The following is a 21966-nucleotide window of genomic DNA, read 5'->3' on the forward strand; positions in this document are numbered from 1 at the left end:
AATGATTTGAAATTGGAATTTAAGAAATTCTTAACCATGAAAGGTTGATCACTGTTTATGAATGACAACAAGTTTACCTGCTTAACCAAAGTGAAAAAAATGCTTGCACGCCCTTTGCTGCTTGGCCTAATCATTGCCATGGCGGCCAGCAGCCTTGCAGCCTGCAGCAACTCCTCTGTAAGTGAGACAGCGAGCATGTCTGTGCAGCCAACCCAGGAAACGCCAGTGGTAACGCAAGCCTCCGGCAGCATCTATCTGTACGGTGAAGCGCATGGCAATGCCAAGATTATGGACAAGGAGTATGAATTATGGTCTGAATACTATCATAACGAGGGCCTGAGACACTTGTTCGTCGAGCTGTCCTATTTTACCGCTGAATATTTGAACCTATGGATGCATTCGGACAATGACGAACTTCTGGAGCAGATTTATGAGGATTGGGAGGGAACCGCAGTTCATAGTCCATATACCAAGGCCTTTTACCAAAAAATAAAAAGCGAATGTCCTGAGACGGTTTTCCACGGCACAGATATCGGGCATCAGTATGATTCGACCGGGAGCCGGTTCTTGTCTTATCTTGAGGCAAACGATCTGACAGGATCGGAGAGCTATACTTTAACAAAAGAAGCGATTCAGCAAGGGCAGTTATTTTACAGCAAGGATGACGGCGTATACCGGGAAAACATGATGACTGCAAATTTTATCCGCGAATTTGAAAAGCTGGGCAGTGAGAGCGTCATGGGCATTTACGGCTCAGCACATGTAAGGCTTGATGGAATGGACTATAGTACCCAATCCATCCCTTGTATGGCCAATCAGCTACAGAAGCACTATGGCAGCAACCTTCATTCCGAGGACCTAAGCTGGATTACTAAAGATATTGAACCTTCGAGAGTAGATGATATTACCTTACGGGGCAAGAAGTATGCGGCATCGTATTTTGGAAAGGAGGACTTAAGCGGGTTCAAGGATTATGCCTATCGGGAGTTTTGGCGGTTGGAGGATGCGTATGAAGATGTCAAAGACCTGCCACTGGATGAAAATGTACTTCCTTACGATCAATACCCGATGCTGATTGAGAAAGGCCAGGTCTTTGTGATCAATTACACCAGAACAGACGGTTCAGTGGAGAGAGAATATCATCTGTCTAACGGAAATATTTGGGAGGGCATGCATTCCACACAGCAATTCATTGCAGACTGAACGGTTAGGAAGCATTTCCATAAACATTGTTTTCATAAAATATTAGATAAATCTTAAAATTTATATTCAATAGTGATACACTAAGATCAGAATTGATCCCAAGCAGGTGTGTGGCCAAATTATGCGTGCCAGAGCAGGAGTGCCTGCATCCTTCCTGCAAATCGTAGGGTAGAAGGACGGTAGAATATGAGCAACCAACAGACCAAAACAGACGTGATTTTAATTGGTGCCGGAATCATGAGTGCAACACTGGGTTCACTGCTTAAGGAATTAGTGCCTGATTGGAGAATCACTGTGTTTGAGCGGCGTGCAGGTGCCGGGGAGGAGAGCTCCAATGAATGGAACAATGCGGGAACGGGGCATTCTTCATTGTGCGAGCTTAACTACACCACGGAGCAGCCGGATGGATCTATCGACATTAGCAAGGCTATCAAGGTGAATGAGGAGTTTCAGTTCTCGAAGCAATTCTGGTCTTATCTGGTGAACAGCAGACGCATACAAGATCCGCAGGAATTTATCGTACCCGTACCACATATGAGCTTTGTCGAAGGACAGACAGACGTAACCTTTTTACAAAAAAGATTTGAAGCGCTTTCAGGACACCCGCTGTTTCAAGGCATGGAATTCTCCGCTGATCCGGCGCAGCTGATGAAATGGATTCCGCTGATGATGAAGAACCGGACACTAGGCCAACCCGCGGCGGCTACCCGGATGGAGTCGGGAACGGATGTTAACTTCGGCGCGCTGACACGCATCCTGTTCGGCCACTTGCAGAGCAACAACGTCGATATCCGGTTCAACCATCAGGTTGAGGACCTTAAGCGTACGAAGGACGGCTCTTGGGAGCTTAAGGTGCGGAATGCCGGCAACGGCGCTGCTGAGCGGCATACGGCAAAATTCGTCTTCATCGGGGGCGGGGGAGGAAGCCTGCATCTGCTGCAGAAATCCGGTATTCCGGAGGGCAGAGGGATTGGCGGATTCCCGGTAAGCGGACTGTTTATGGTGTGCCGGAAGCAGGAGATTGTGGCGCAGCATCATGCCAAGGTATACGGTAAAGCAGCGGTCGGTGCGCCCCCAATGTCTGTTCCGCATCTGGATACAAGGGTGATCGACAAGCAAGAATCGTTGTTCTTCGGACCGTTTGCCGGCTTCTCGCCCAAGTTTCTGAAGTACGGCTCGATGTTTGATCTGGTCACCTCCGTTAAGCCGGGCAATCTCGTCACGATGCTGGCGGCAGGCGCCAAGAATATGCAATTGACCAAATATTTGATCGGGCAAGTCATGCTGTCAAAAGAGCAGCGGATGGAAGCCTTACGGGAATTTGTCCCGAACGCCAAAAGCGGGGATTGGGATCTGGTGGTGGCGGGCCAGCGTGTACAGATTATTAAAGATACGGCTGCCGGCAAAGGTACACTTCAATTCGGTACGGAAGTAATCAGCAGTGCCGATGGCTCAATAGCCGCATTGCTGGGCGCTTCTCCTGGGGCCTCTACCGCCGTTTCTGTCATGCTGGAGGTCATCAGCAAATGCTTCCCGCAGCATATTGAGGCCTGGGAGCCGAAGATCAAACGAATGATCCCTTCCTACGGCCTGTCTCTGCAGGGCAACACAGAGCTCTTGAACAAAATCAATACTCTAGCAGCAGAGTCGCTAGGGCTGACGAATGGACCAGGGGAGCCTGTGCAGCAGATTAAGGTAAAGCATTCATAGGAGCAGGTGAGAACTTTCCCGGTGCGGAAGGTTCTTTTTTTGTGCGCGGAATGATTCCCTCGAAGCGTTGAAGGGTTTTTCTATTATTTATGGAAATATGTGAGTGCCTGGAATCAAGTTATTGAGGGAAAGAGGGAATGTAGCTGATGTCCAAGATTCAGTTAGGCCGTACCCGGTTAGCAGGAGCGGATGGCATTCGTGCGATCGCTTGCCTGTCTGTCATCCTGCATCATCTGTCACAAAAGCTGGCGATGCCCGCACAAAAGCCCTGGCTTCAAGAAGTGCAGTCGGTGCTCTTGCTTGGGAACAGCGGGGTCAGCTTGTTTTTCCTGTTAAGCGGATTTTTGCTGTCGTTCCCCTTTTGGAGCGCTTATCTGGAAAATAAGCCGTATCCGTCCATCCGGACGTATGCCGTACGCCGCGCTGCAAGAATTATGCCCGGCTTCTATGTATCATTCCTGGTTTGTCTGTTGCTCGTATGGAGGCTGGACATTCCTACGGAGTTCCTGTGGCGGCGAATCCTAACGGGATTCACGTTTACGTCAGGCTTTCACTATACAACCTTTTTCCCGTCTGACTTGAATGGGCCGTTCTGGTCGATCAGCTTCGAGGTGTTTAGCTACTTGCTTATGCCTGTGTTTATGGCTGTATTGTTTGTGCTCGGCAAGCGGCGTTCGTTCGGAAAAGCGATCTTGTTCTGGGTAGCCGCGTTTGGATTGGTGCTTGCCATAAACTCCCTCGTCCATCAGTGGTTTACGCCAAGCGGGCAGGGCCGGGGCTGGGATTATGGCCAGATTGGCGGTGCGAAATACTGGATGCCGAATTACAATCCGGTCGGATTCTTCGGCCACTTCGCTATCGGCATCCTGGCTGCCGGTATAACGACCGCGTTCATGCAGCTTGGTGCTAAGGTGGAGCGGTTACGCAAGCTTGGGGTGTTCGATGCAGCCGGAGCCGCCGCTTTGGGTCTTGCCGGTCTACTAATCTGGCGTATGCGCCACCAGGGCGAATTTGACTTCAGCCTCCAGCACCAGCCCTATTACTTCCCGGCTTATGCCATTTTGTTCGGAATCGTACTGCTGTCAGCACCGTTCAGCGTGATCGTAGGGCGTTTGCTGGATAACCGCTTTTTCCGGTTTACCGCGAAGATTTCGTTCGGCCTGTATATTTGGCATTACTTGTTCATCACGCTAATCGAGAAGTATGGCATAGCGGATTATCACTATTCCGGGATTAGGGATGTGTGGCGCTGGCTCGGCATCAGTGTAACCGTCCTCGTCATCTCGTATGCGGCGGCGGCAGTCTCTTATTATGTCATAGAGCGGCCGTTCATCCATTGGTCCAAAGGCATGCCGTTCTTCCGGCGCAAGCACAAGGAGGCATCATCGGTTAGTGCCGCATAAGTCAGCGCTCATGCTGTGCTGCTTGTGGTACCCGTTGACTTTTGCCAAGGACTCGTGATACATTGTGTATATACGGAATACACAATTTGTTGAGGAGGTAGGGTATGCTGGCATTAGATATTCGAAATTTAAATAAAAAATATCCGCACTTTCAGATCAAGAATGTATCTTTTCAATTGGAGAAGGGCTATATTATGGGGTTCATCGGGGCCAATGGCGCCGGTAAAACGACCACGATCAAATCGATCTTGAACATGGTTCATGTCGATAGCGGCGAGATATACATTCTTGGCAAGAACATCGCTAATCACGAGATTGAATTGAAGCAGGAGATCGGATGCGCATTCGGTGATATCGATTTCTATACACGCAGCAAGATCAAGACGCTGACCGATATTACCAAGAAGTTCTATAAGAATTGGAATGATGAAACGTACTACAATTATCTCAAGCGGTTCAAGCTGGATGAGAACAAAAAAATAGCGGAGCTGTCCCGGGGAATGAAGGTAAAGTACAGCTTGGCCCTTGCTTTATCGCATGGCGCAAAGCTGCTCATCCTGGATGAACCGACCAGCGGACTCGATCCGGTCTCCAGAGACGATCTGCTCGATATCTTTCAGGAGCTCATCATTGGCGGCGAGATCAGCATTCTTTTCTCTACTCATATTACCTCCGACTTAGAACGATGTGCGGATTATATAACCTTCATTGAACAAGGGCAAATTATTGCCAGCTCCGAGAAAAACGAATTAAAGGAGTCTTACCGTTTGCTCAGCGGCAGCGAAGCCCAATTAAGCGAAGTGAAGGAGCAGTTGATTTCCTACAAAATCAACTCGTTCGGCTTTACCGGATTGATTCATACCAAAGACATTGATCCATCCTCCAGCCTGAGGGCAACCACGCCGAGTCTTGATGAAATCATGATCTACTTTGCGAAAAAGGAGAATGTATATGTATAATTTGGTGATGAAGGATTTGAAATTAGGCGTAAACCCGTGGTTCTTCGTATTACCCTTAATTATGGGGGGATTGATGCTTATTCCCGGTTGGGTCTACTTTATCGTCCCGCTGTATTTCTGCTTCATAACGATACCGAACATGTTTGGCGGATTCAAAAGCCAGAATGATCTGATGTTCAGCACGATGATGCCCGTGACCAAAACAGACATCGTGAGTTCCCGGATAATCGTTGTCGTCATTCTTGAACTCATGCATCTTCTCGCTGCCATGGTCTTCAGTATATTTACGTTTCGCTTGTACCCTCATCTGACTTACATTTTCTATCCACCGCATATGGGTTTTTGGGGCTTATGTTTCATCATGCTGGCCATCTTCAACATCCTATTTATATCCATGTATTACAAGACGGCGTATAAGTATGGCGCGGCAACGACCGCATCCACCACGGCTGCTATACTATTTGCCGGATTGGCCCAATGGGCCGGAATCCAAAGTCCCTGGGTAAATGACATTTTCTATGGCTCAGGGACGGATAATACGGCGCTGCAGCTTTCCATTCTGATCGCAGGTATTATCATTTTCATTGCATTCACGCTGATTGCCTATAAGATAGCGGTAAAGAGATTTCTGAAAGTGGAGATATTATGAATGTAACAATTTCGAACACATCGGAGAAACCGATTTATCAGCAGCTGTACGAACAGATCAGTGCACAAATTCTGAAGGGAGAGCTGGAAAGCGGATATTGTCTGCCGCCCATCCGGCAGGCAGCCCTGGAGCTGCATGTTAGTGTGATCACCGTTAAGAAAGCCTGGGAAGAGCTTGAGCGAAGCAGTCTGATCAACACGGTAACAGGTAAAGGATGTTTTGTAGCCGAATTCTCGCAGGAGGAGATGCTGCGGATACGCAACGAAATGATCCTGAAGCAAATGGAGAGCGACACCTCCTACTACAAGTCCTTTGGCCTCACCCTGGATGAAGTGATGGGGCTGCTGAAGAAGATTTATTAATAGTTAAAGGCGGTATAAGCAAACGCACAAGCCATTCGCTTGTGCGTTTTGCTGTAGCCTGGCTTGACTGTAGCGCTTAATCTATGATTAAGGGTAGTAGGCTGCTCATTGCTTCAAGCAGACATCATTCATGGATTTTTACATTGTCCAGTATCGTATTGCCCCAAACAGGGAGCAGGCCTGCCTCTCCCGTAAAGCGGCTTCCGGCTACCGAGCCGTCCTGAAAGAAAGCTCCATCAAAGCTGCATTCCTCGAACCGGCAATACAACAATAAGGCGCCGCGAAAGTTAGCGTTGGCAAAACGGCAGCGTGTGAACGATACATCGCTCGCTATCACTTTACTTAAGTTGCAGCCTGTAAAATCGCAATTGGTGAACTCCTTGCTGATCCTGGCATTATTCAGCTTGGCTCCCCGGAAAGAACAGTGGCTGAAGGTATGAGTCACATATCTGCTATCCAGTTTAACCCCGTCAAAGCAACAATTTGTAAAGGTTGAGGTGTTCAAGCTTGCAGAGTCATCGAAACGTGCATAAGACAGATCGGCATCCTGCACTGTCAGGTATTGTATGGTCTCAGTCAGGGTAACTCCCCGGTAATCCTCAAGCCCAGCCTCATTTTGTCCATAGGGGGAGGATGGAAAAGAGCGGTCTTTTTGATGCAGATTAGGTTTGCCTGTAACAGCGGAGAGCAACCGGTTCACTTCATTAAGCTGGTCATCGTTCCATCTTGCAATGAGTGATTTCTTGTTCAATATAGATCCTCCTCTGATGCATAGCTCTTATGACGATTATATGTAATAATGCCGCCTTTGCCAAAAAAAGGTGAAAAGAGCTCCATACAGTTTATATAATTAATATGACTGTAGCCAGAGGCGCAGGATTACCTGTGGCTGGAAGGAGATTATCTATGAAGGATGCGTTAATGAAGCGATTGGAAGTTTTTCTCCACCGGGAGGATAACAGATCATTACTAGGTATTCCGGCGAGCCCAGAGGAAATCGTTAAAGCACAGCAGCAGCTGAATGTAAGCTTTCATGAGGACTACATAGACTTTATCAAAATGTTTGGGGGAGCATATGCAGGTCTTGCAATACATGCATTTTCGAATGGCTCTAGCCTCGGGAACGAAACCGTTGTTGATTTGACGCTGGGGTTCCGGGAGCAATTTAAGAACCATCCTTTTGCAGAGCTTCTAGCAACCTGTTATGTTATTTCCATGGATGGCTCCGGCGATCCGATACTCATTGATCCGGCAGGAAAGGTTACCATCTGTTATCACGATAGCGGGGAGAGCAAGCTATTAGCAGACTCTTTCGAGGAATTGATCGAGGATAATTTCTATGAATGGTGATAACCAAGCTCGTCCTCCTGCCGGTTCGGTTAGAGAAGCTGGCCGTTATCCCATCGACCTGACAGGCCCGCGAAGTCACACTCTCGCCATTCAGCCTGGGGTGGGCAGTCTTTCCATCGGACCTGCGGAATTGGGGAAGAAGGCCGAGCTTCATGTTGAGCCTGACGCGCAGATTGATTGGACCGTATTCGATGCCTTCGCCACGCCGGCCGGCTCGCCCTGGCCGCGATTTCTGCACTATACAGGAGATAATACGGGCTTCTTTGACTGGGCGCAGGAACGCCCCGTTGAAGAGCTGACTTGGACACCCAGCCTGTCTGCAGACATGGCAGCAGACGCCAGCAAATCCTCTATTCACGGCTTGCATATCGTGCTGAAACCGTCCGGGGGGCACCTGACCCTGCGGCTTCCGGAGCGTGATTTCCGCCTGAGTGTGTCCGGTAATCTATCACACTTGTCGGCTACGGGCGGTGTGCCATCTTCTCTGACACTGGCGCCACGCACTAGCAGGCGCAAGAATGATGCTCCGTTCTTGTTGCCCGGCCTGGGTGAATTGCACCAAGTGACAAGCCTGACGCTACAGAATGCGCCGCTGGGACAGCCCATCTCGCTGGAGTGTCTGGACCGGTTCCCGGGCCTTGACTCACTGAGTTTGTGGGGGAACTTCTGCGGCCTGGACCTGTTGGCCCGTCATGTCCGGTTAAGAAATCTGGAGCTGCGTTTCATGCCGGATTTGGAGGGGTTGCCGCCCTTGAGTGCCTGGCCGCAGCTTAGCAGGTTTATCGCCTACAATGTGGAAGAGCTTGCGGGCAAGCGCCTCAGGCAGCAAATGAAAGCACGCGCTAACATCCGCCCGTGGACCGAGCATGCTTCGGTGAGCCAATTGCGAAAGCCGGAGTGGTGGACGGCCGAGTATGGCCGCCCGTTCTCATCCTGGCCTAAACGTCTGGCCAAGCTGGCTAACGAAGCTTACAGCACTGCCCAGGCAGCGTTGGCGAAGGTCCGCAGCTTCCACGATGCAGAGGCTGCCATTACTGCTTTTACCGTACGCTTCAATACCCTCAAGGGCATCGAAACCACAGAACGCGAAGACCTTAGCGAAGCGGTGTGGCAACTCAGCCAGTCTGAACATCAAATTGGCCAGCCTATAACAGAGGAGATGGCCCAGCGCTGGTTCGATGCAGCGCGCGATTACTGAAGAATGAGTACATGAAGGAGGGGTTCACCCCGTGGGGAGATCATTTGCAAATTTGCATATCAAGTCGAACAATCTTGAGAAGACTGTCGAGGCTTTAAGGGAGCTAAGCGAAGGGCATGCTTCAGTGTTAGGCAAGTCAAAGGACGGGGCTCCAGAGAGCAAAGTTGAAATGTATGTAAGCAAAAGCAATGAGAACTGGATCAGCGTGCTCCATGACTATTTTGTATGGGGTACGGTCAAGGAGATCGGCAGAACGCTGTCCCGGCTTACCCGAGAGCCAGTGATGACTGCCGGATATATAAATGAGGAGATATTCGAGCTGTCGTTGTTCGAGAATGGAGACATTCAGGCTGAAAGAATCTTTTGTGAGCAGTGGACGAGGGATGAATATGAACAACTTCAGGAAGAGCGCATCGATGATGACTACTTGCAGCGGGCGCTGGATATCCGCCATGAGGATTTTGACGGCTTTATTGGGATTACAAGCCCGGAACAAGCCGTAGATAAGCTGTCAGAGCTCACAGGCATGTCTTTATGGTGCGATTGGGAGTGGGTCCCGTACGAAGAAACGCTCGGAGAACGATTCAAGAAGTATGAATTCTGAAGTAGTGACGGTGAATCAGAAATGGACAAATGAAGGCATAGCGGATTATATAAATAGGAGGATCACGTGTGCGGAAAATATGGAAAAAACGGATTCTGATCAATAATCCGGCTACGCTGGACCGGATACAGATGGAGCAGGATTTGCGCGAAGGCAACCAGGTCATTGTACAGTTCTCACACCCCGAGTTCTATGGCTCTATATTGGAAGAAGTGGATGAGCTTTGTGCGCGCTGGGATGAGAATTTCGGAGTTCGCTTCTATGCCCACTATTCGCTGTCTTTTGATTGTCATACGCTCTTGCGGGTCCCTAATGTCAAAATGCTGCACCTCGATAGCCTTACTCAGGCCCATCATACCGATGCCTTGGACCACTTGGAGCACCTGCGCAGTCTAAGTATAGGCATATACGAGCTGGAGAACCCGGAAATTCTGGGGCTTGATACGTTGCGCACTCTGAATAAATTAACCATTATGTCGGATAAAAAGATGCTCAACCTCCAACATTTCAAAGAGTACTCTGATCTGGAAGAGCTTCATGTAGGGGGCAAGGTAAAAAACCTTGAGGCTATAGGTGATCTGGAGGACTTGAATTATCTCGCGCTGCATTCGGTCAGCAAGCAGCCCTTGCATTTCGTTAACCGGCTGAGGAAGCTGGAGCATCTGCGCATTCTGCTTGGAGGCCGGGAGCATATTCAGGAAATCGAAGAGAATACCATCGGGAACCTGGAGATCACCCGGGTCCGGGGTTTTCATGATCTGACTAATATTACAGCCTTTCAAGGACTGGAGAGACTTGTGATTGAGGATCAAATCCAGCTGCAGACAATCAGCTTTGACCAGCAAATGAATGAACTGGAGGAGCTGTCGATCAGGAATTGTAAAGGCTTAACCCGTCTGACGGGAATGGACCAGCTGCCTTCACTGCACACCCTTCGCATTCTCGGAACAGCGATCGATTATGATTCCTTTATCCATCAGAAGCTTCCGGGTTCATTATCCTCTGTAGAGTTTGCAACGTTCAAAAGTAAAGCAGACCGGGAAATACAGCAATCCTTAGCGGCACTGGGTTATCAATAAAGGGGGAAGTATTTATGTACATCGTATCCCGGCCAAAGCCGCTGTCTGAGGGCCAGAACCAGGTGCTTGCGAAGGAAGCTGCTACTGTGTATCCACCAGCCTACCTTCGGTTCTTGCAGCGATTCGGTGAAGGGACTTATAGAGGGTGGATGAATGTCCAGTTTCCGGATGCGGAGGTACTTAAGCCTTTTGCGGAGTACGGGTTATGGGAGCATGACGATGACAGTCCTATTACTGAAGAGCAGATCGGCGAGTGTATTGTTATAGGCACAACGGTGGATGGTGATTTTCTGGCCGTGCATCCCCGGATGGATGGTCTGCTCTGGCTGCCCCGGCATGCGGAGCGCGTAGAGGCGACTTCCCTGCAGGCACGGGAGCCGGAAGATGAAGCGAGGTACGCCTTGGTGCTGGACGAAATATATCGCCAGGTGTATGGGAGAAGCCAGGAGGAGCCCGTCTATTATGAACCGTGGACGGGTACCCGGAGCCATCACTTTCTGCGTTTGCCCCAAGGGCAGCGACTCCTTACGCTGCCCGGACTGGCCGAATTATGCCAAAAGGAATTTCCGCCGGATTTGTCCATTGAGAATGCCTATGCCTGCTTCCTGTTCTATAGGCAGCTGGGCGGCTATGTACGATTAAATTATGCCTACCAGCAAGAGGTGGCCGTCTTCTATGAACAGGATGCAGAGCAGGCGTTTGCCGTTATGGAGCAGTGGCTCTTGTCGAATGGGTGCGAAGCGGTTGCAGACAATAACTGATCATCTGGGTGCTGCCCGGCTAACGGAAAGGAGAGTCATGCCATGAAGCCGATGCAAGCAATGGAGTCGCTGGCGTTAGCGATTGCCGATGCTGCCAGAACGTCTTTTCGGACTCTTTTTGAAAATGGTGAACGTTACTATTACTGTACGCTATATACTACCGGCGAGGGACATGCGCCAAGCCTCTCCGCCTGGTCATGGGAGGCTTTGGAGCGGGAAGCAGCCAGACAAGGAGAAGAAAGCGGCGCGCCGGAAGCAACGATTGCGGAGCTCATCAAATGGTCCTACGCCGATTCACCCTATTGTTGCTACGGGGATGAGAACTTTGGCGGCATCAAACAATTGTTTATGGAGCGCCCTTCCATCTGGGAGCTTGAAGAGGACGAGGGTAACCGCGAGTTTGATATGAGGCTGAAGGCAATGGAGCTGGCTATGAAAATGCTCGATGATCAAGGTGTGTTTACCTTGAATCAACCGCGGGAGTCCATATGCGTCCTTGTCGAGGTCATGCCGCCGGATAAGATCAATACTGAAATCGCCCTGCGCTTGAACCATGCGGATTCTCCGGCTATGCAAGCCTGGCTGGCGGAAGCCGCCGAGTAGCAGCATCTGCTTCCGGCAACTCTAACCGACCCCAAAGGAGGAAACGTAATATGAGCCAAAAGCATGGAATAGACATGCTTGAGGAGCTGCGCTCTGAACTAACCGGATATTGTTACCGGATGATGGGGTCCATCTTTGAAGCAGAGGATGCTGTGCAGGATACCTTGCTCCGCGCCTGGCAGAGCTGGGACCAGATCCGGCAGGATTCTTCGCGTAAGTCCTGGGTGTACCGGATTGCCACTAATGTTTGCTTGGACAGGCTGAGGAATGCCAAGCGGCGGGCACTTCCGATGGATCTCTCTGAACCCGCGGCTATTATTAAGGAGCCCAGTGACAGCTTGCCCCGGAATTCCTGGATATGGCCGGCCCCCGATAATGCTACCGACCCGGCCAACATCGTGGTCAGCAGGGAGACCGTCCGGTTATCCTTTATTGCGATCCTGCAAATACTGCCGCCCCGGCAACGCGCTGTACTGATCCTGCTTGATGTCTTCCGGTGGTCGGCTAACGAGGCAGCACATGCGATGGGAATGACCACGGCAGCCGTCAACAGTGCTGTGCAGCGGGCCCGGTCGGGTATCGCCCGGTCCAATCTCCGGTCCGAGGAGTTACAAGGGGGAGATGCCCAGGCAGATCAACAAGTGCTTGCAAGTTATATGGAAGCCTTCGAACAGTATGATATTGATGCATTGTTGGCCTTATTCCACGAGAACGGCAGCTTGTCGATGCCGCCATTTACGATGTGGGTTCGCGGCAGCTCTAATCTGTCGTCATTCTACACTATTACACGCAGCCATTGTTTGGGCTCCAGATTGCTGCCGGTCCGGGCTAACGGGGATTGCCCCGCTTTTGCCCAGTATGTACCCGCCGGACCGGATGGGCGGCTGGTTCCGTGGAGCATTCATATTCCGGAGCTGAAACAGGGAAAGATCGCTCATATCCATCATTTCATTGATCCTGAGTTATTTCTGCGATTTGGATTACCGGCAGATTTGGACGCGAGGCAGAATTTTTCAATCGACCGATGAGTTTGCGGCGGCCTTATCGTCTATACTAATGAATCACAAATGCGGGTTCAATCCAAACTCAAGGAGGAACAATCTTATGACGGTAAAACTTACCCCTTACATTACTTTGGAGGGCCGGGTAAAGGAAGCCATTCAGTTCTATGAACAAGCCATCGGCGCACAAGTCCTCTCTATGATGACTTACGGTGACATGCCGGACATGCCGGGCACATTCACGGACGATCTGAGGAGTCTTGTAGCACACGCCAAGCTAAAGGTGGGAGGTACGGAGCTTATGTTATCCGATGCTCCAGGCGGTTCACCTGTCGAAACCGGGAAACGGGTTACTATCTGCGTTACAACGAATGATGTAGAAGAATCCAAGCGGATCTATGAAGCCTTGCGGCAGGAGGGTCAGGTCAATATGCCGTTCAAAGAAGAACCCTTCAGCCCCGGGTTTGGTGATGTAACGGACAAATTCGGCGTGACCTTTCAAATATATACGGAGCTTGAAGACTGAATGACGGATAAGGAGCTGCACCCGCTGAGGGTGCGGCTCTTTTTTGATAGTTGTGGAGTTATTCTGTGTGAAGTCTGAATTTACGTCAGGCGCATGTTACTATGGGCATCCGCCCAAGCACCCTCTCCGCGAATGCATATGATGATTATGCCTACTCACTTGAAAGGAGCGATCACATATGGGATTTTTTCCAACACCGGGAACCGGCGGAGGATTTCCGGGGATTCCGGGAGGACCTGGCGTGCCGGGAGGACCTGGAGGACCTGGGTTTCCAGGTGGAGGTCCCGGCGGATTTCCGGGGACTCCGGGACCTCCGGGGGGCGGACCGGGAGGCGTTCAGGCGCCGACGGCCCCCCCGCCGCAATTCGTGCCGCAAATGCCGGCTACCACATTCGCCATCGACGCCGGGGGAATCAGACGATGCCTGTTCCGCAACACATACATTTGGCTGAACAATGGCGAGCAATTCTGGTTCTTCCCGATATTCGTCGGGCGCAGTTCAATTGCAGGGTTCCGATGGACCGGTTTCTTCTGGACGTACTTCGGCATTGATCTGAACCGGGTCAGCTCGTTCACCTGCTTCTAATAAGGCAGACAGCGGAAGAGAACAGCATAAGGGCTGTTCTCTTTGTTGCGGTACTTATATAATTGGCATATATATCTATAGCAGCATTGACCAGGAGGACGGTATGCAATTTCAACCCATGTATGAAGGCGGGGAATTATTCCTGCCGGAGATCGAATTCAATATGACACCGGGCCAGCCGGTTGGCATTATAACGGACTTGAAGCGGAAGCAGCTTGTAATGAATCAATTAGCGGAGCATGCCGGGTTTTATTTATTTCGGGTGCAGCAAGGCGAGTACATGCGTTTAACGGTAGAGGAGCTAATCACATTTTTAATTCATGTGTCGGAGAGGCAGGAGCATGCCGCTTCGCTCATGGAGTATTTTGCATTAAAAGAAGAACGGAAGGTAAAAATCAAGGATCTCAGCCCGTCCAAAAGGGTGTATGTAACCTTGCTGCGTGTCTTTTTTGCGTATCAGCCTGCACTTGTCCTGGAGGAGCCCTACTTTTACCTGGAAGAACAGGACCGCCGTCAATTCAAACGGATTCTGGATGACTTGTCGAGAGAAAAGCAGCTTTTAATTCTAACTTCAAATTTAGAGGATGCCCTGATTTCCTGTGATGTCATTTACCGGTTGAACGAGTCCGGATTCCATCCGCTCGATATCCGGGACTCCGAAGAGGACAAGCAGGATGTACATAAGCAGGACGAGCCTAATATCACCTTGCAGAAGATCTCTACCAAACGCAATGACAAGGTGATTTTATTTAATCCGCCTGAGATCGATTTTATAGAAAGTGTAGAGGGTTCGATTCTTGTTCATGTGGGCGGGGAGAATTATGACTGTGCGCTGACGCTGACCGAGCTGGAGCAGAGGTTATTGAATTTCGGGTTCTTCAGGTGTCACCGCTCCTACATTGTTAATCTGCAAAAGGTAAGAGAGATTATTACCTGGACGAAGAACAGCTACAGCCTGCGGTTAAACACAAGCCAGGATGCCGTGGTTCCGTTATCCCGCTCGAAATTGCAGGAATTAAAGACACTGCTGAACATTTAAAGGGTACCATTCAGCCGGTTACAGCTACATTTCGGCGGGTTTTGATGGCAGGAAGCATGCATTCTTTATATATTTATGCCATCAACGCTAAGGATGTGGAGTTCATGGAGGTTATCCAGGTAGAACGTGTCCGCAAGAGCTTTGGACCAAAGGATGCGTTAGCAGATGTATCTTTTTCTATTCCTAAGGGAGAAATTTTTGGGTTTCTCGGTCCGAGTGGCGCAGGCAAAACAACATTAATCAAGATTCTCACGGCACAGCTAAATCCGACAAGCGGACAGGCAAGTGTATTTAACCAGCCGGCGGAGAGGATGCGGCAGTCTGCCCAGAAGATGCGCTTCGGCATTCTGACGGATAACAGCGGACTCTATGAGCGGTTATCGGTTGAGGAGAATCTGGAGCTGTACCGTAAGTTATACGATCTTCCCAAAGCTGCGGTCGATAAGGTACTGCAGTTTGTGAACTTAAGCGGGGAGCGCAAAAAGAAAGTCAATCTCCTATCGAAGGGGATGCGTCAGCGTGTTATGCTGGCCTGCGCGATTATCCATGAGCCGGAATTATTATTCTTAGATGAGCCTACCTCGGCGTTGGACCCGGTGAACTCCGCGCATATTTATAAAGGCTTGCGCTACCTGAATGAGAAAGGGACAACGATTTTTCTGACTACACATGATATGGCGGAAGCAGAATTGATGTGCAACCGTGTAGCCATTCTGTATCAGGGACAAATTCAGGTTATCGGCTCACCGAAGGAGCTTAAACGGCAGCACCGGAAGCATGCAGTTAGTGTTGACTTAACCAACGGGGAAGCTTATGAGCTTCCAATCGGTGGGGAGACGGCGGATCGAATCGCGGATTGGATGAAGCGGGGGCTCATTGACCGGATCGAGACGAAAGAGCCCAGTCTGGGTGATATTTTCATTAAAATGACAGGAAGTGAGCTGCTATGAGTATCTCATTGAAACGGGCCCGGGCAATATTTGTGAAGGATTACAAAGAGTTCTCGCGCAATTACGCGATCTCGATTATTCTGGTGTTTCCTATACTCTTCGCATTTCTTTTTCGAAGTGCAGGCTCAGCCTTACCTGGAGCGATCGGTTTCCTTCTGAATACATCGTTAGTGATCCTGACGAGTCTGGCACAAGCCTGCTTGATCGCAGAGGAGAAGGAGCGTAACACTTTAAGGTCATTAATGCTGACTCCGGCCACGACCCTGGATGTTCTGATCGGTAAAAGCAGCCTAGTCTTTGTCATGTCCGCTATTGTTCTGGCTATTTCTACGTATATATTGGGCTATGAGCCGGCCAATATAGGAACGTTTACGGCCGCAATCATTCTGTCGATTATTCTATACACAGCAGCCGGGACAATCTGCGGTTTATTCTCCAAGACGGTGCTTGAAGCCTCATTATCTATACTCCCGGTGGCGTTCATATTCACCGGTGCACCCTGGGGGGCAGTACTGGCCAAGGATTACCCGGTCTTCAAGGTGCTGGATTACATGCCCAGCAGTCAGCTGGTGCATTTGCTGGGTCTGAGCAATGCAGGGTATACGACAGGCGATGTATTGAAGCCTCTCCTCATTATTTTGGCATGGACGGTTGTATTAACGGTTGTGTCTGTTGTTCTGTATGTGCGGCGGTTGAAGGACGAGTAAGGGGCTCTGAAGGGACTTTAGCCAGTCTCCGGTGGGTCTTTGGTAGGTCCGAAACAAGCGGCCGGCTGAGACTATACGACGATTATTGTCCAGTTGCAGTTCTGATGTTGTCATAACGGGGCACGCGGGGTAATAAAGATGATTAGAACTTACGAATTTGGCTGAATTTGGAGCAGGAGCCAAGGAAACGGAGGGAAAGATCATGGCGGCACAGACAGTATCAGGCATTAGCTCCGTACAGCCCATAGCGGCCTATGGCGGTACACAGAGTGATGTCAGTTCCCTGGAGAAACAGCGCAACCAGCTGATGATGGAACTGGATAAAGTGAATGCGGCACAGGGAAGTCAGATGCAGACTCCGTACCGGCGGGAGCAGCTGCAGCGGCAAATCCGGCTGCTGGAGTCCCAGCTCGTACTGAAGAGCGGAAGCAGCACCCCTGCCAATTTCGTACCGGCATCTCCGCTTCAGGATCACCTCCCCCTCTGGCGCAATGAAGGAACGGGAGGCTTCAAGGGTATCGGTCTCACCGATCCCCGGACAGCAACGGTGGATGCGGATGGCCATTTCAACGCCTTAATTTAAGCTAGAGAGTGAAGGTGCGGCGAGCGTCTGGTGATGAACCGGGCTTGTCGCACCTTTTTTGTGTGAAGAGGCGGCAGAGTAGCGTTCGATAGTGCTATAGGAATGGAAAAAAAGAGCGCAATAGACCGCGCTTCCTTGGCGGAGACGTCAGCCTGCCAGCGGCAACCGGATGAAGCTCTTCATATGTGGAGAGGGATTTACTGCCGGGCTTCTGCATCGTTTCCAGCGTTGCGGATAATTGCTTAATCATTACACGCATATCCTCAAGTTCAGCACGCTGCTGGAGCAGCTGTACCGAAACTACCTCGTTTGCTTTCTGATCCAGTGCGTGTTCAATATACCCGATCCGGGACCATATTTTATTCATAGGGTCACCGTCTGTATCCGGGCTTAGATTCTCTTGCAGCGGGCCCGCCGGCAGGTTGTCATTCGTGAGATCCAGATGGATGCATTCCAGCGCTTCCCCCTGATTAATACGGTCTTTAATATGATTGAGCTGGCTGATTTGCCGCTCCGAGAAGGTATAATGCCCAAGACGGTCCTTTGGAAAGAAATCGGGGAACATGGCCGCCCAGCGTTTGATCGTAGTCTGGCTAACGGACAGCAGCTCCGCAGCTTCCTTTGTTTTCAGAATTTCCATTTCAATCCCTCCAGTTTAGTAGTCCTTCTATGAGTAATTCGTTGTTCTTTGGCGGCCCCCTGCACAGGTGACAAAGGAAGTGCTGATTCGCTAAGCAAAGTGTTATTACGACTTTTCCTGCTCTCCAGAGAGCAGTGTATTTCATACAGCACAGTATAATTGTATCCCTGGAGAGTGGGCCTGCCACGCTCCTTTCTTCATGGACCAGGATTATAGTAAGGAATAACTCCGTATGTGAGGTTGTGAAGGAGCCAATATGGATCTAGAGGAGGTATTTATGCTTACGAGAAAAGTAATGAGTCTTCTACTAGCGCTTGCAGTCACATTCACAGGTTTCATCCCGCAGACAGCCGGTGCGGCCGAAAGCCCTGCCAACTACGGGGTGTCTTCAGCGGATACCGCAGAGGCGGCTGATCCTGCATCTGTGCCGCAGGCAGCAGCCGGGCCCGCGGTCATCCAGAACTACCCGATGCCCTCGATCTATACTGCATCCAGTGCTTTTTCACTGAAAGTGAATAATGAAGCAGTTCCCGTCATTAACTATCAGTCTGAATACGACTACGCCGGGTTCTCCTTCGACGGAACGGTCAGTATTGAAGTTACGACGCTGGGCAACAAGCCGATTGAATCGTATTCGATCAGCCCGCTGGCCAAGAACATCCAGGGGACCGTCAACGGGAGCAAGAACAAGCTGACCTTTACCCTGTCTGCCTCGACCTATGTCATTGTAGATATCAATGAAGACCCTAATGAAAATTACGATGAAACCGACCGGACGAAGCACCGGAAAAGGCTCGTCATCGCTGCCGATCCGCTGGAGACGAATATTCCCGCGTCCTCCGGTCCGGGAATCTACAATGTAACTGCTGCACCGTACCATGCAGACACAACGGGGGCAACGATAACCTCGAATGCGATCCAGCGGGCGATTGACGACGCCAATCAGGCCGGGGGCGGTACGGTGTACATTCCGGCGGGCGTGTATAAGAGCAGCAATCTGACCCTGAAAAGCAATGTTACCTTCTACCTGGCTGGCGGAGCTGTCATTGTCGGCACGGGCAGGGGCGAGGATTACCGGAATGACTTCCGCAAGGATACGATCTCCGATGGAACGTATTTCATCACCACGGCGGTGAATTCCAGCAATATTACGATGCGCGGACGCGGCACCATTGACGGGAAAGGGATCGAGATGCGCAGCCGCAAGATGGTGAATCCGCCGCGGAAGGAAGGCTTGCCGGAGGAGCGGCAGCACAAGAACGGTGAGGGGTTCATCAATAATCTGCTGGTACCGATGCAGACCAGCAACTTCACCTTCGACGGATTAATCCTGCGCGATGGCGGCTTCTGGGCGTTCATGGTGGTCCGCTCGGACCATGTGAAGATCACCAACTACAAGGGATTCCAGAGCGTGTATGGCCCTATTGAGGAAGACGCTATGGATATCAATGAAAGTCAGGATGTGCTGGTGAAGCATGCCATTGCCATCTCCAACGATGATACGTATTCCACCAAAACCTGGCCGCAGAAAGGAATGTCCAAGGATTGGCCGGGAGCAATTGAGCAGCTGGAAAGAGTGACCTTTGACGACAGTCTGGCCTGGACCCGCGCTGCGGCCTTCAAGATTGGCATGGGCGTATGTACACCGCAGATCGGTGTAACCTTCCGCAATTCGTACGTGTATAATAGCGCCCGGGCTTTCTTCGTAGATCATGGCTATTCCCTAAATACACTTCCGGTGGAGGGCTATGCCAAGGATATTACGTACGAGAATATTGATATCGAGCGGGTCCGCAGCATGCAATTCGGCAATTTCTGGCTCTATGTCTCCACTGTCACTGCCGGCGATGTAAGCAATGTCCTGTTCAAGAACATTAATGTCCGGGAAACAGGAACGCAGACGTCGTTCTTGCGGGGGCAACCGCTCAAGGGCGGAATGGTGAACGGGGTGACGTTTACGGATGTCGTGGTCAAAGGCAAGCTCGCGCAGAATATGAGTGACCTGAAGGCGACCATCCGCAATGATTATGTGAGCGGCGTAGTCTTCGCCAACTCTGAACAGCCGCTGTTCAGCGATAACTTTACAGATGGGGATATTGCGGATTGGACGATCCATTCAGGCACAACCAGCTGGGCGGTGACAGCGGACGGAGGGAATCAGGTTCTCTCCACCAGCAAGACGCAGACGGCGCTCATTACTGCGAATGCCGGTGCTCCCTGGACGGATTACACCTATGAAGCCAGAACGCGGTTACCCTTTAATAACACAAGTGAGAACGCAGGCATTGTCTTCCGGGTGAAGGATCAGGAGAATTTCTATATGTACCGGATCGATGCAAGCAAGAGCCAGCTGCAGCTGTACAAAGTTATAGCTGGAGCACTGACACTTGTATCCGAGACTTCTTTTACCCCTGTGAAGAATCAATGGTATACGCTAAAGGTAACGGTGCAGGGGAATACGGTCAAAGGGTATGTGGACGGACAATTAAAGACTACATGGAGTAATCCGAACACTGAACTCACCTCCGGGGGGGCCGGCTTCCGTACCACCTCGGCGGGTATCTGGTTTGACGATGCCAAGGTAACCGAGATTCATAATCCGCCAACCGATATTACGCTGAGCGCTACCCGTGTTGCGGAGCTTACCACTCCGGGAGGCGTAGTCGGAGCCTTCGCTACAACCGATCCGGATGCGGGAGATACCTTTACTTATGCACTGACTCCGGGAGAAGGGGATGCCGATAACAGCAGCTTCTCCATCCCTCCGCTGGGGGACACGCTGATTCTCCGGACCACGCCGGATTATGAGGCCCAGAGCAGCTATAAGATCCGGGTGAAGAGCGTTGATGCGAGCGGACTGTCTGTGGCGAGGAGCTTCACGCTCCAGGTTACGGATGTGGATGAAACGCCTATCGATTCGAATCCGAATTCCGTCCGGTTCACCGACAACTTTGAAGATGGGGATACCGCAGGGTGGACGGCTGCCGTGGGTAACTGGAATGTGGCAACAGATGGTAACACGAAGGCGCTGATCCAGACGAAGGGGAATACTACGGCACTCATTACAGCCGGGGATTCGTGGAAGGATGTTGCGGTGGAAGCCAAAGTAAAGGTTCCCATCGCGAATGCCAATGCCGGTATCCTCTTCCGGGTGCAGGATGCCAATAACTATTATATGTACCGGATGAATGTGAACGACAAGAAGCTGGAGCTGTTCAAGGCGGTAAACGGAACGCTGACTTCTGTGTCCAGCACGATGTTCGCCGATGCGGCCGCGAATCAGTGGTATACCCTAAAAGCGGTCATCAAAGGAAACCGGATCATAGGGTATGTGGACGGCCAGTTAAAGCTCGAATGGACGAACCCGCTAACGGAATTAACCGCTGGGAGAATCGGCTTCAGAACAACCTCCCAGAATGCTGTGTTCGATAATGCCCGCGTTACAGGGATACAGAAGGTGCAATCCGCTGCGAACAAGACGGTGACCCAGGACGTATATACGGCGGTCAGCGCTGAAGGAAATAGTCTTAGTGTCAGTCCAGGCAGTGCAGTGGCGGGTCAGATGGTCATCCTGACAGCTGAAGGCTACAATCAGAGCAACACATCGCCAATCACCGGCGACGAGCGGTACCACCCGGTAGCGTGGAGCTCCACGGAGGCGGGCAAGCCCGGGGTATTTACGGTAACTGAAGAGGTATATGAGGCCGAGTACACTCCCTCTTTGGCAGGTGATTTCAAGATAACGGTGACCTATCTGAAGCAGATATGGGACGGAGCGTCCTGGACGGATACCGCTATAACGGATACCCTGACTGTAGATATTACTGTAAGTCTGGCACCTGAACCCGGTGAGGAGGATGACACGCTTATACTGAACGCCATATGATACCCTTTTAATTTGCTCTAAAGAGGCTACAACCTATAGATTATATCTTAATCCTGGCTGATAAGAGGGATACTTCTTATGCGCTGGGATTTTTTCTGTGAGAATTATAATATAAGTGCAACCCGTTCCAACAATTCCCTACTGTATAGATAAGAGATTAAAAGGAG

At 50.7% G+C, this 21966-nt stretch carries 22 protein-coding genes; 20 read left to right on the forward strand and 2 right to left on the reverse strand.

What is annotated here, in order from left to right; all coding sequences use genetic code 11:
- The first annotated feature begins 57 nt into the window (after positions 1-57).
- The 6 genes from MHI42_RS20905 to MHI42_RS20930 all read left to right on the forward strand — a co-directional run bounded on the left by MHI42_RS20905 (position 58) and on the right by MHI42_RS20930 (position 6286).
- Positions 58-1203, forward strand: coding sequence for a hypothetical protein (locus tag MHI42_RS20905; protein ID WP_342420525.1), 1146 nt, complete (start codon positions 58-60; stop codon positions 1201-1203).
- 186 nt (positions 1204-1389) lie between these two features.
- Complete coding sequence (mqo, locus tag MHI42_RS20910) at positions 1390-2913, forward strand: malate dehydrogenase (quinone) (RefSeq protein ID WP_342420526.1); 1524 nt, start codon at positions 1390-1392, stop codon at positions 2911-2913.
- 146 nt (positions 2914-3059) lie between these two features.
- The gene (locus tag MHI42_RS20915; protein WP_342420527.1) at positions 3060-4316 is read left to right on the forward strand and encodes an acyltransferase; all 1257 of its coding nucleotides are present in this window, start codon (positions 3060-3062) and stop codon (positions 4314-4316) included.
- Positions 4317-4420: 104 nt separating this feature from the next.
- Complete coding sequence (locus tag MHI42_RS20920) at positions 4421-5275, forward strand: ABC transporter ATP-binding protein (protein WP_342420528.1); 855 nt, start codon at positions 4421-4423, stop codon at positions 5273-5275.
- On the forward strand, positions 5268-5924 hold the full coding sequence (locus tag MHI42_RS20925; RefSeq protein ID WP_042140540.1) for an ABC-2 transporter permease: 657 nt from the start codon (positions 5268-5270) through the stop codon (positions 5922-5924). Before MHI42_RS20920 ends, MHI42_RS20925 begins: the two co-directional genes overlap by 8 nt.
- Positions 5921-6286: a GntR family transcriptional regulator gene (locus tag MHI42_RS20930; protein WP_042140539.1), complete on the forward strand. Its 366-nt coding sequence runs from the start codon at positions 5921-5923 to the stop codon at positions 6284-6286. The genes MHI42_RS20925 and MHI42_RS20930 overlap by 4 nt, the downstream gene beginning before the upstream one ends.
- A gap of 124 nt (positions 6287-6410) precedes the next feature.
- Here the strand turns inward: MHI42_RS20930 and MHI42_RS20935 are convergent, their stop codons facing one another.
- Positions 6411-7037 carry a pentapeptide repeat-containing protein gene (locus MHI42_RS20935; RefSeq protein ID WP_342420529.1) on the reverse strand — a complete coding sequence of 209 codons (627 nt, stop codon included), beginning with the start codon at positions 7035-7037 and terminating at the stop codon, positions 6411-6413.
- Positions 7038-7192: 155 nt separating this feature from the next.
- On the opposite strand from MHI42_RS20935, the gene MHI42_RS20940 reads away from it, so the two are divergent.
- The 13 genes from MHI42_RS20940 (at position 7193) to MHI42_RS21000 (ending at position 17273) form a co-directional block, all read left to right on the forward strand.
- Positions 7193-7636 (forward strand): SMI1/KNR4 family protein, encoded by a 444-nt coding sequence (locus MHI42_RS20940; RefSeq protein ID WP_171717719.1) that lies wholly within the window; start codon positions 7193-7195, stop codon positions 7634-7636.
- Positions 7626-8834: a hypothetical protein gene (locus tag MHI42_RS20945; RefSeq protein ID WP_342420530.1), complete on the forward strand. Its 1209-nt coding sequence runs from the start codon at positions 7626-7628 to the stop codon at positions 8832-8834. Before MHI42_RS20940 ends, MHI42_RS20945 begins: the two co-directional genes overlap by 11 nt.
- Before the next feature lie 31 nt (positions 8835-8865).
- Positions 8866-9438 (forward strand): hypothetical protein, encoded by a 573-nt coding sequence (locus tag MHI42_RS20950; protein ID WP_342420531.1) that lies wholly within the window; start codon positions 8866-8868, stop codon positions 9436-9438.
- 68 nt (positions 9439-9506) lie between these two features.
- Positions 9507-10517 (forward strand): hypothetical protein, encoded by a 1011-nt coding sequence (locus MHI42_RS20955; RefSeq protein ID WP_342420532.1) that lies wholly within the window; start codon positions 9507-9509, stop codon positions 10515-10517.
- 14 nt (positions 10518-10531) lie between these two features.
- Entirely contained in the window at positions 10532-11278 is a 747-nt protein-coding gene (locus MHI42_RS20960; protein WP_342420533.1) for a hypothetical protein, read from the forward strand.
- A gap of 42 nt (positions 11279-11320) precedes the next feature.
- Positions 11321-11881 carry a DUF4303 domain-containing protein gene (locus MHI42_RS20965; protein ID WP_342420534.1) on the forward strand — a complete coding sequence of 187 codons (561 nt, stop codon included), beginning with the start codon at positions 11321-11323 and terminating at the stop codon, positions 11879-11881.
- Positions 11857-12909 carry a sigma-70 family RNA polymerase sigma factor gene (locus MHI42_RS20970; RefSeq protein WP_342424774.1) on the forward strand — a complete coding sequence of 351 codons (1053 nt, stop codon included), beginning with the start codon at positions 11857-11859 and terminating at the stop codon, positions 12907-12909. The genes MHI42_RS20965 and MHI42_RS20970 overlap by 25 nt, the downstream gene beginning before the upstream one ends.
- 76 nt (positions 12910-12985) lie before the next feature.
- Positions 12986-13408, forward strand: coding sequence for a VOC family protein (locus MHI42_RS20975; RefSeq protein ID WP_171717712.1), 423 nt, complete (start codon positions 12986-12988; stop codon positions 13406-13408).
- 178 nt (positions 13409-13586) lie between these two features.
- Positions 13587-13994 (forward strand): collagen-like protein, encoded by a 408-nt coding sequence (locus MHI42_RS20980; RefSeq protein WP_342420535.1) that lies wholly within the window; start codon positions 13587-13589, stop codon positions 13992-13994.
- A gap of 103 nt (positions 13995-14097) precedes the next feature.
- Positions 14098-15033: a LytTR family transcriptional regulator DNA-binding domain-containing protein gene (locus MHI42_RS20985; RefSeq protein ID WP_342420536.1), complete on the forward strand. Its 936-nt coding sequence runs from the start codon at positions 14098-14100 to the stop codon at positions 15031-15033.
- A 104-nt stretch (positions 15034-15137) separates the two neighbouring features.
- On the forward strand, positions 15138-15983 hold the full coding sequence (locus tag MHI42_RS20990; RefSeq protein WP_171717778.1) for an ABC transporter ATP-binding protein: 846 nt from the start codon (positions 15138-15140) through the stop codon (positions 15981-15983).
- Positions 15980-16690, forward strand: a complete 711-nt coding sequence (locus MHI42_RS20995; RefSeq protein ID WP_342420537.1) for an ABC transporter permease — start codon at positions 15980-15982, stop codon at positions 16688-16690. Before MHI42_RS20990 ends, MHI42_RS20995 begins: the two co-directional genes overlap by 4 nt.
- A gap of 202 nt (positions 16691-16892) precedes the next feature.
- Complete coding sequence (locus tag MHI42_RS21000; RefSeq protein ID WP_042140525.1) at positions 16893-17273, forward strand: hypothetical protein; 381 nt, start codon at positions 16893-16895, stop codon at positions 17271-17273.
- Between the two features lie 94 nt (positions 17274-17367).
- Here MHI42_RS21000 and MHI42_RS21005 read toward each other — a convergent pair whose 3' ends face one another.
- Positions 17368-17913 (reverse strand): MerR family transcriptional regulator, encoded by a 546-nt coding sequence (locus MHI42_RS21005; protein WP_171717708.1) that lies wholly within the window; start codon positions 17911-17913, stop codon positions 17368-17370.
- 277 nt (positions 17914-18190) lie between these two features.
- On the opposite strand from MHI42_RS21005, the gene MHI42_RS21010 reads away from it, so the two are divergent.
- Positions 18191-21799 (forward strand): family 16 glycoside hydrolase, encoded by a 3609-nt coding sequence (locus MHI42_RS21010; protein ID WP_342420538.1) that lies wholly within the window; start codon positions 18191-18193, stop codon positions 21797-21799.
- The last annotated feature ends 167 nt before the right edge of the window (positions 21800-21966 follow it).

It is taken from the genome of Paenibacillus sp. FSL E2-0178 (genome assembly GCF_038593005.1).
In the GTDB taxonomy this organism is placed as follows: Bacteria; Bacillota; Bacilli; order Paenibacillales; family Paenibacillaceae; genus Paenibacillus_AQ; species Paenibacillus_AQ phytohabitans.

Excerpts from the sequence above, each read along its gene's own strand:
- MHI42_RS20945 (WP_342420530.1), top strand. The coding sequence starts at position 7,626 with ATGAATGGTGATAACCAAGCTCGTCCTCCTGCCGGTTCGGTTAGAGAA.
- mqo (WP_342420526.1), top strand. The coding sequence starts at position 1,390 with ATGAGCAACCAACAGACCAAAACAGACGTGATTTTAATTGGTGCCGGA.
- MHI42_RS20980 (WP_342420535.1), top strand. The coding sequence starts at position 13,587 with ATGGGATTTTTTCCAACACCGGGAACCGGCGGAGGATTTCCGGGGATT.
- MHI42_RS20965 (WP_342420534.1), top strand. The coding sequence starts at position 11,321 with ATGAAGCCGATGCAAGCAATGGAGTCGCTGGCGTTAGCGATTGCCGAT.
- MHI42_RS20915 (WP_342420527.1), top strand. The coding sequence starts at position 3,060 with ATGTCCAAGATTCAGTTAGGCCGTACCCGGTTAGCAGGAGCGGATGGC.
- MHI42_RS20995 (WP_342420537.1), top strand. The coding sequence starts at position 15,980 with ATGAGTATCTCATTGAAACGGGCCCGGGCAATATTTGTGAAGGATTAC.
- MHI42_RS20920 (WP_342420528.1), top strand. The coding sequence starts at position 4,421 with ATGCTGGCATTAGATATTCGAAATTTAAATAAAAAATATCCGCACTTT.
- MHI42_RS20940 (WP_171717719.1), top strand. The coding sequence starts at position 7,193 with ATGAAGGATGCGTTAATGAAGCGATTGGAAGTTTTTCTCCACCGGGAG.
- MHI42_RS20985 (WP_342420536.1), top strand. The coding sequence starts at position 14,098 with ATGCAATTTCAACCCATGTATGAAGGCGGGGAATTATTCCTGCCGGAG.
- MHI42_RS21010 (WP_342420538.1), top strand. The coding sequence starts at position 18,191 with ATGCTTACGAGAAAAGTAATGAGTCTTCTACTAGCGCTTGCAGTCACA.
- MHI42_RS20930 (WP_042140539.1), top strand. The coding sequence starts at position 5,921 with ATGAATGTAACAATTTCGAACACATCGGAGAAACCGATTTATCAGCAG.
- MHI42_RS20905 (WP_342420525.1), top strand. The coding sequence starts at position 58 with ATGAATGACAACAAGTTTACCTGCTTAACCAAAGTGAAAAAAATGCTT.
- MHI42_RS20925 (WP_042140540.1), top strand. The coding sequence starts at position 5,268 with ATGTATAATTTGGTGATGAAGGATTTGAAATTAGGCGTAAACCCGTGG.
- MHI42_RS20960 (WP_342420533.1), top strand. The coding sequence starts at position 10,532 with ATGTACATCGTATCCCGGCCAAAGCCGCTGTCTGAGGGCCAGAACCAG.
- MHI42_RS21000 (WP_042140525.1), top strand. The coding sequence starts at position 16,893 with ATGGCGGCACAGACAGTATCAGGCATTAGCTCCGTACAGCCCATAGCG.
- MHI42_RS20990 (WP_171717778.1), top strand. The coding sequence starts at position 15,138 with ATGGAGGTTATCCAGGTAGAACGTGTCCGCAAGAGCTTTGGACCAAAG.
- MHI42_RS20975 (WP_171717712.1), top strand. The coding sequence starts at position 12,986 with ATGACGGTAAAACTTACCCCTTACATTACTTTGGAGGGCCGGGTAAAG.
- MHI42_RS21005 (WP_171717708.1), bottom strand. The coding sequence starts at position 17,913 with ATGGAAATTCTGAAAACAAAGGAAGCTGCGGAGCTGCTGTCCGTTAGC.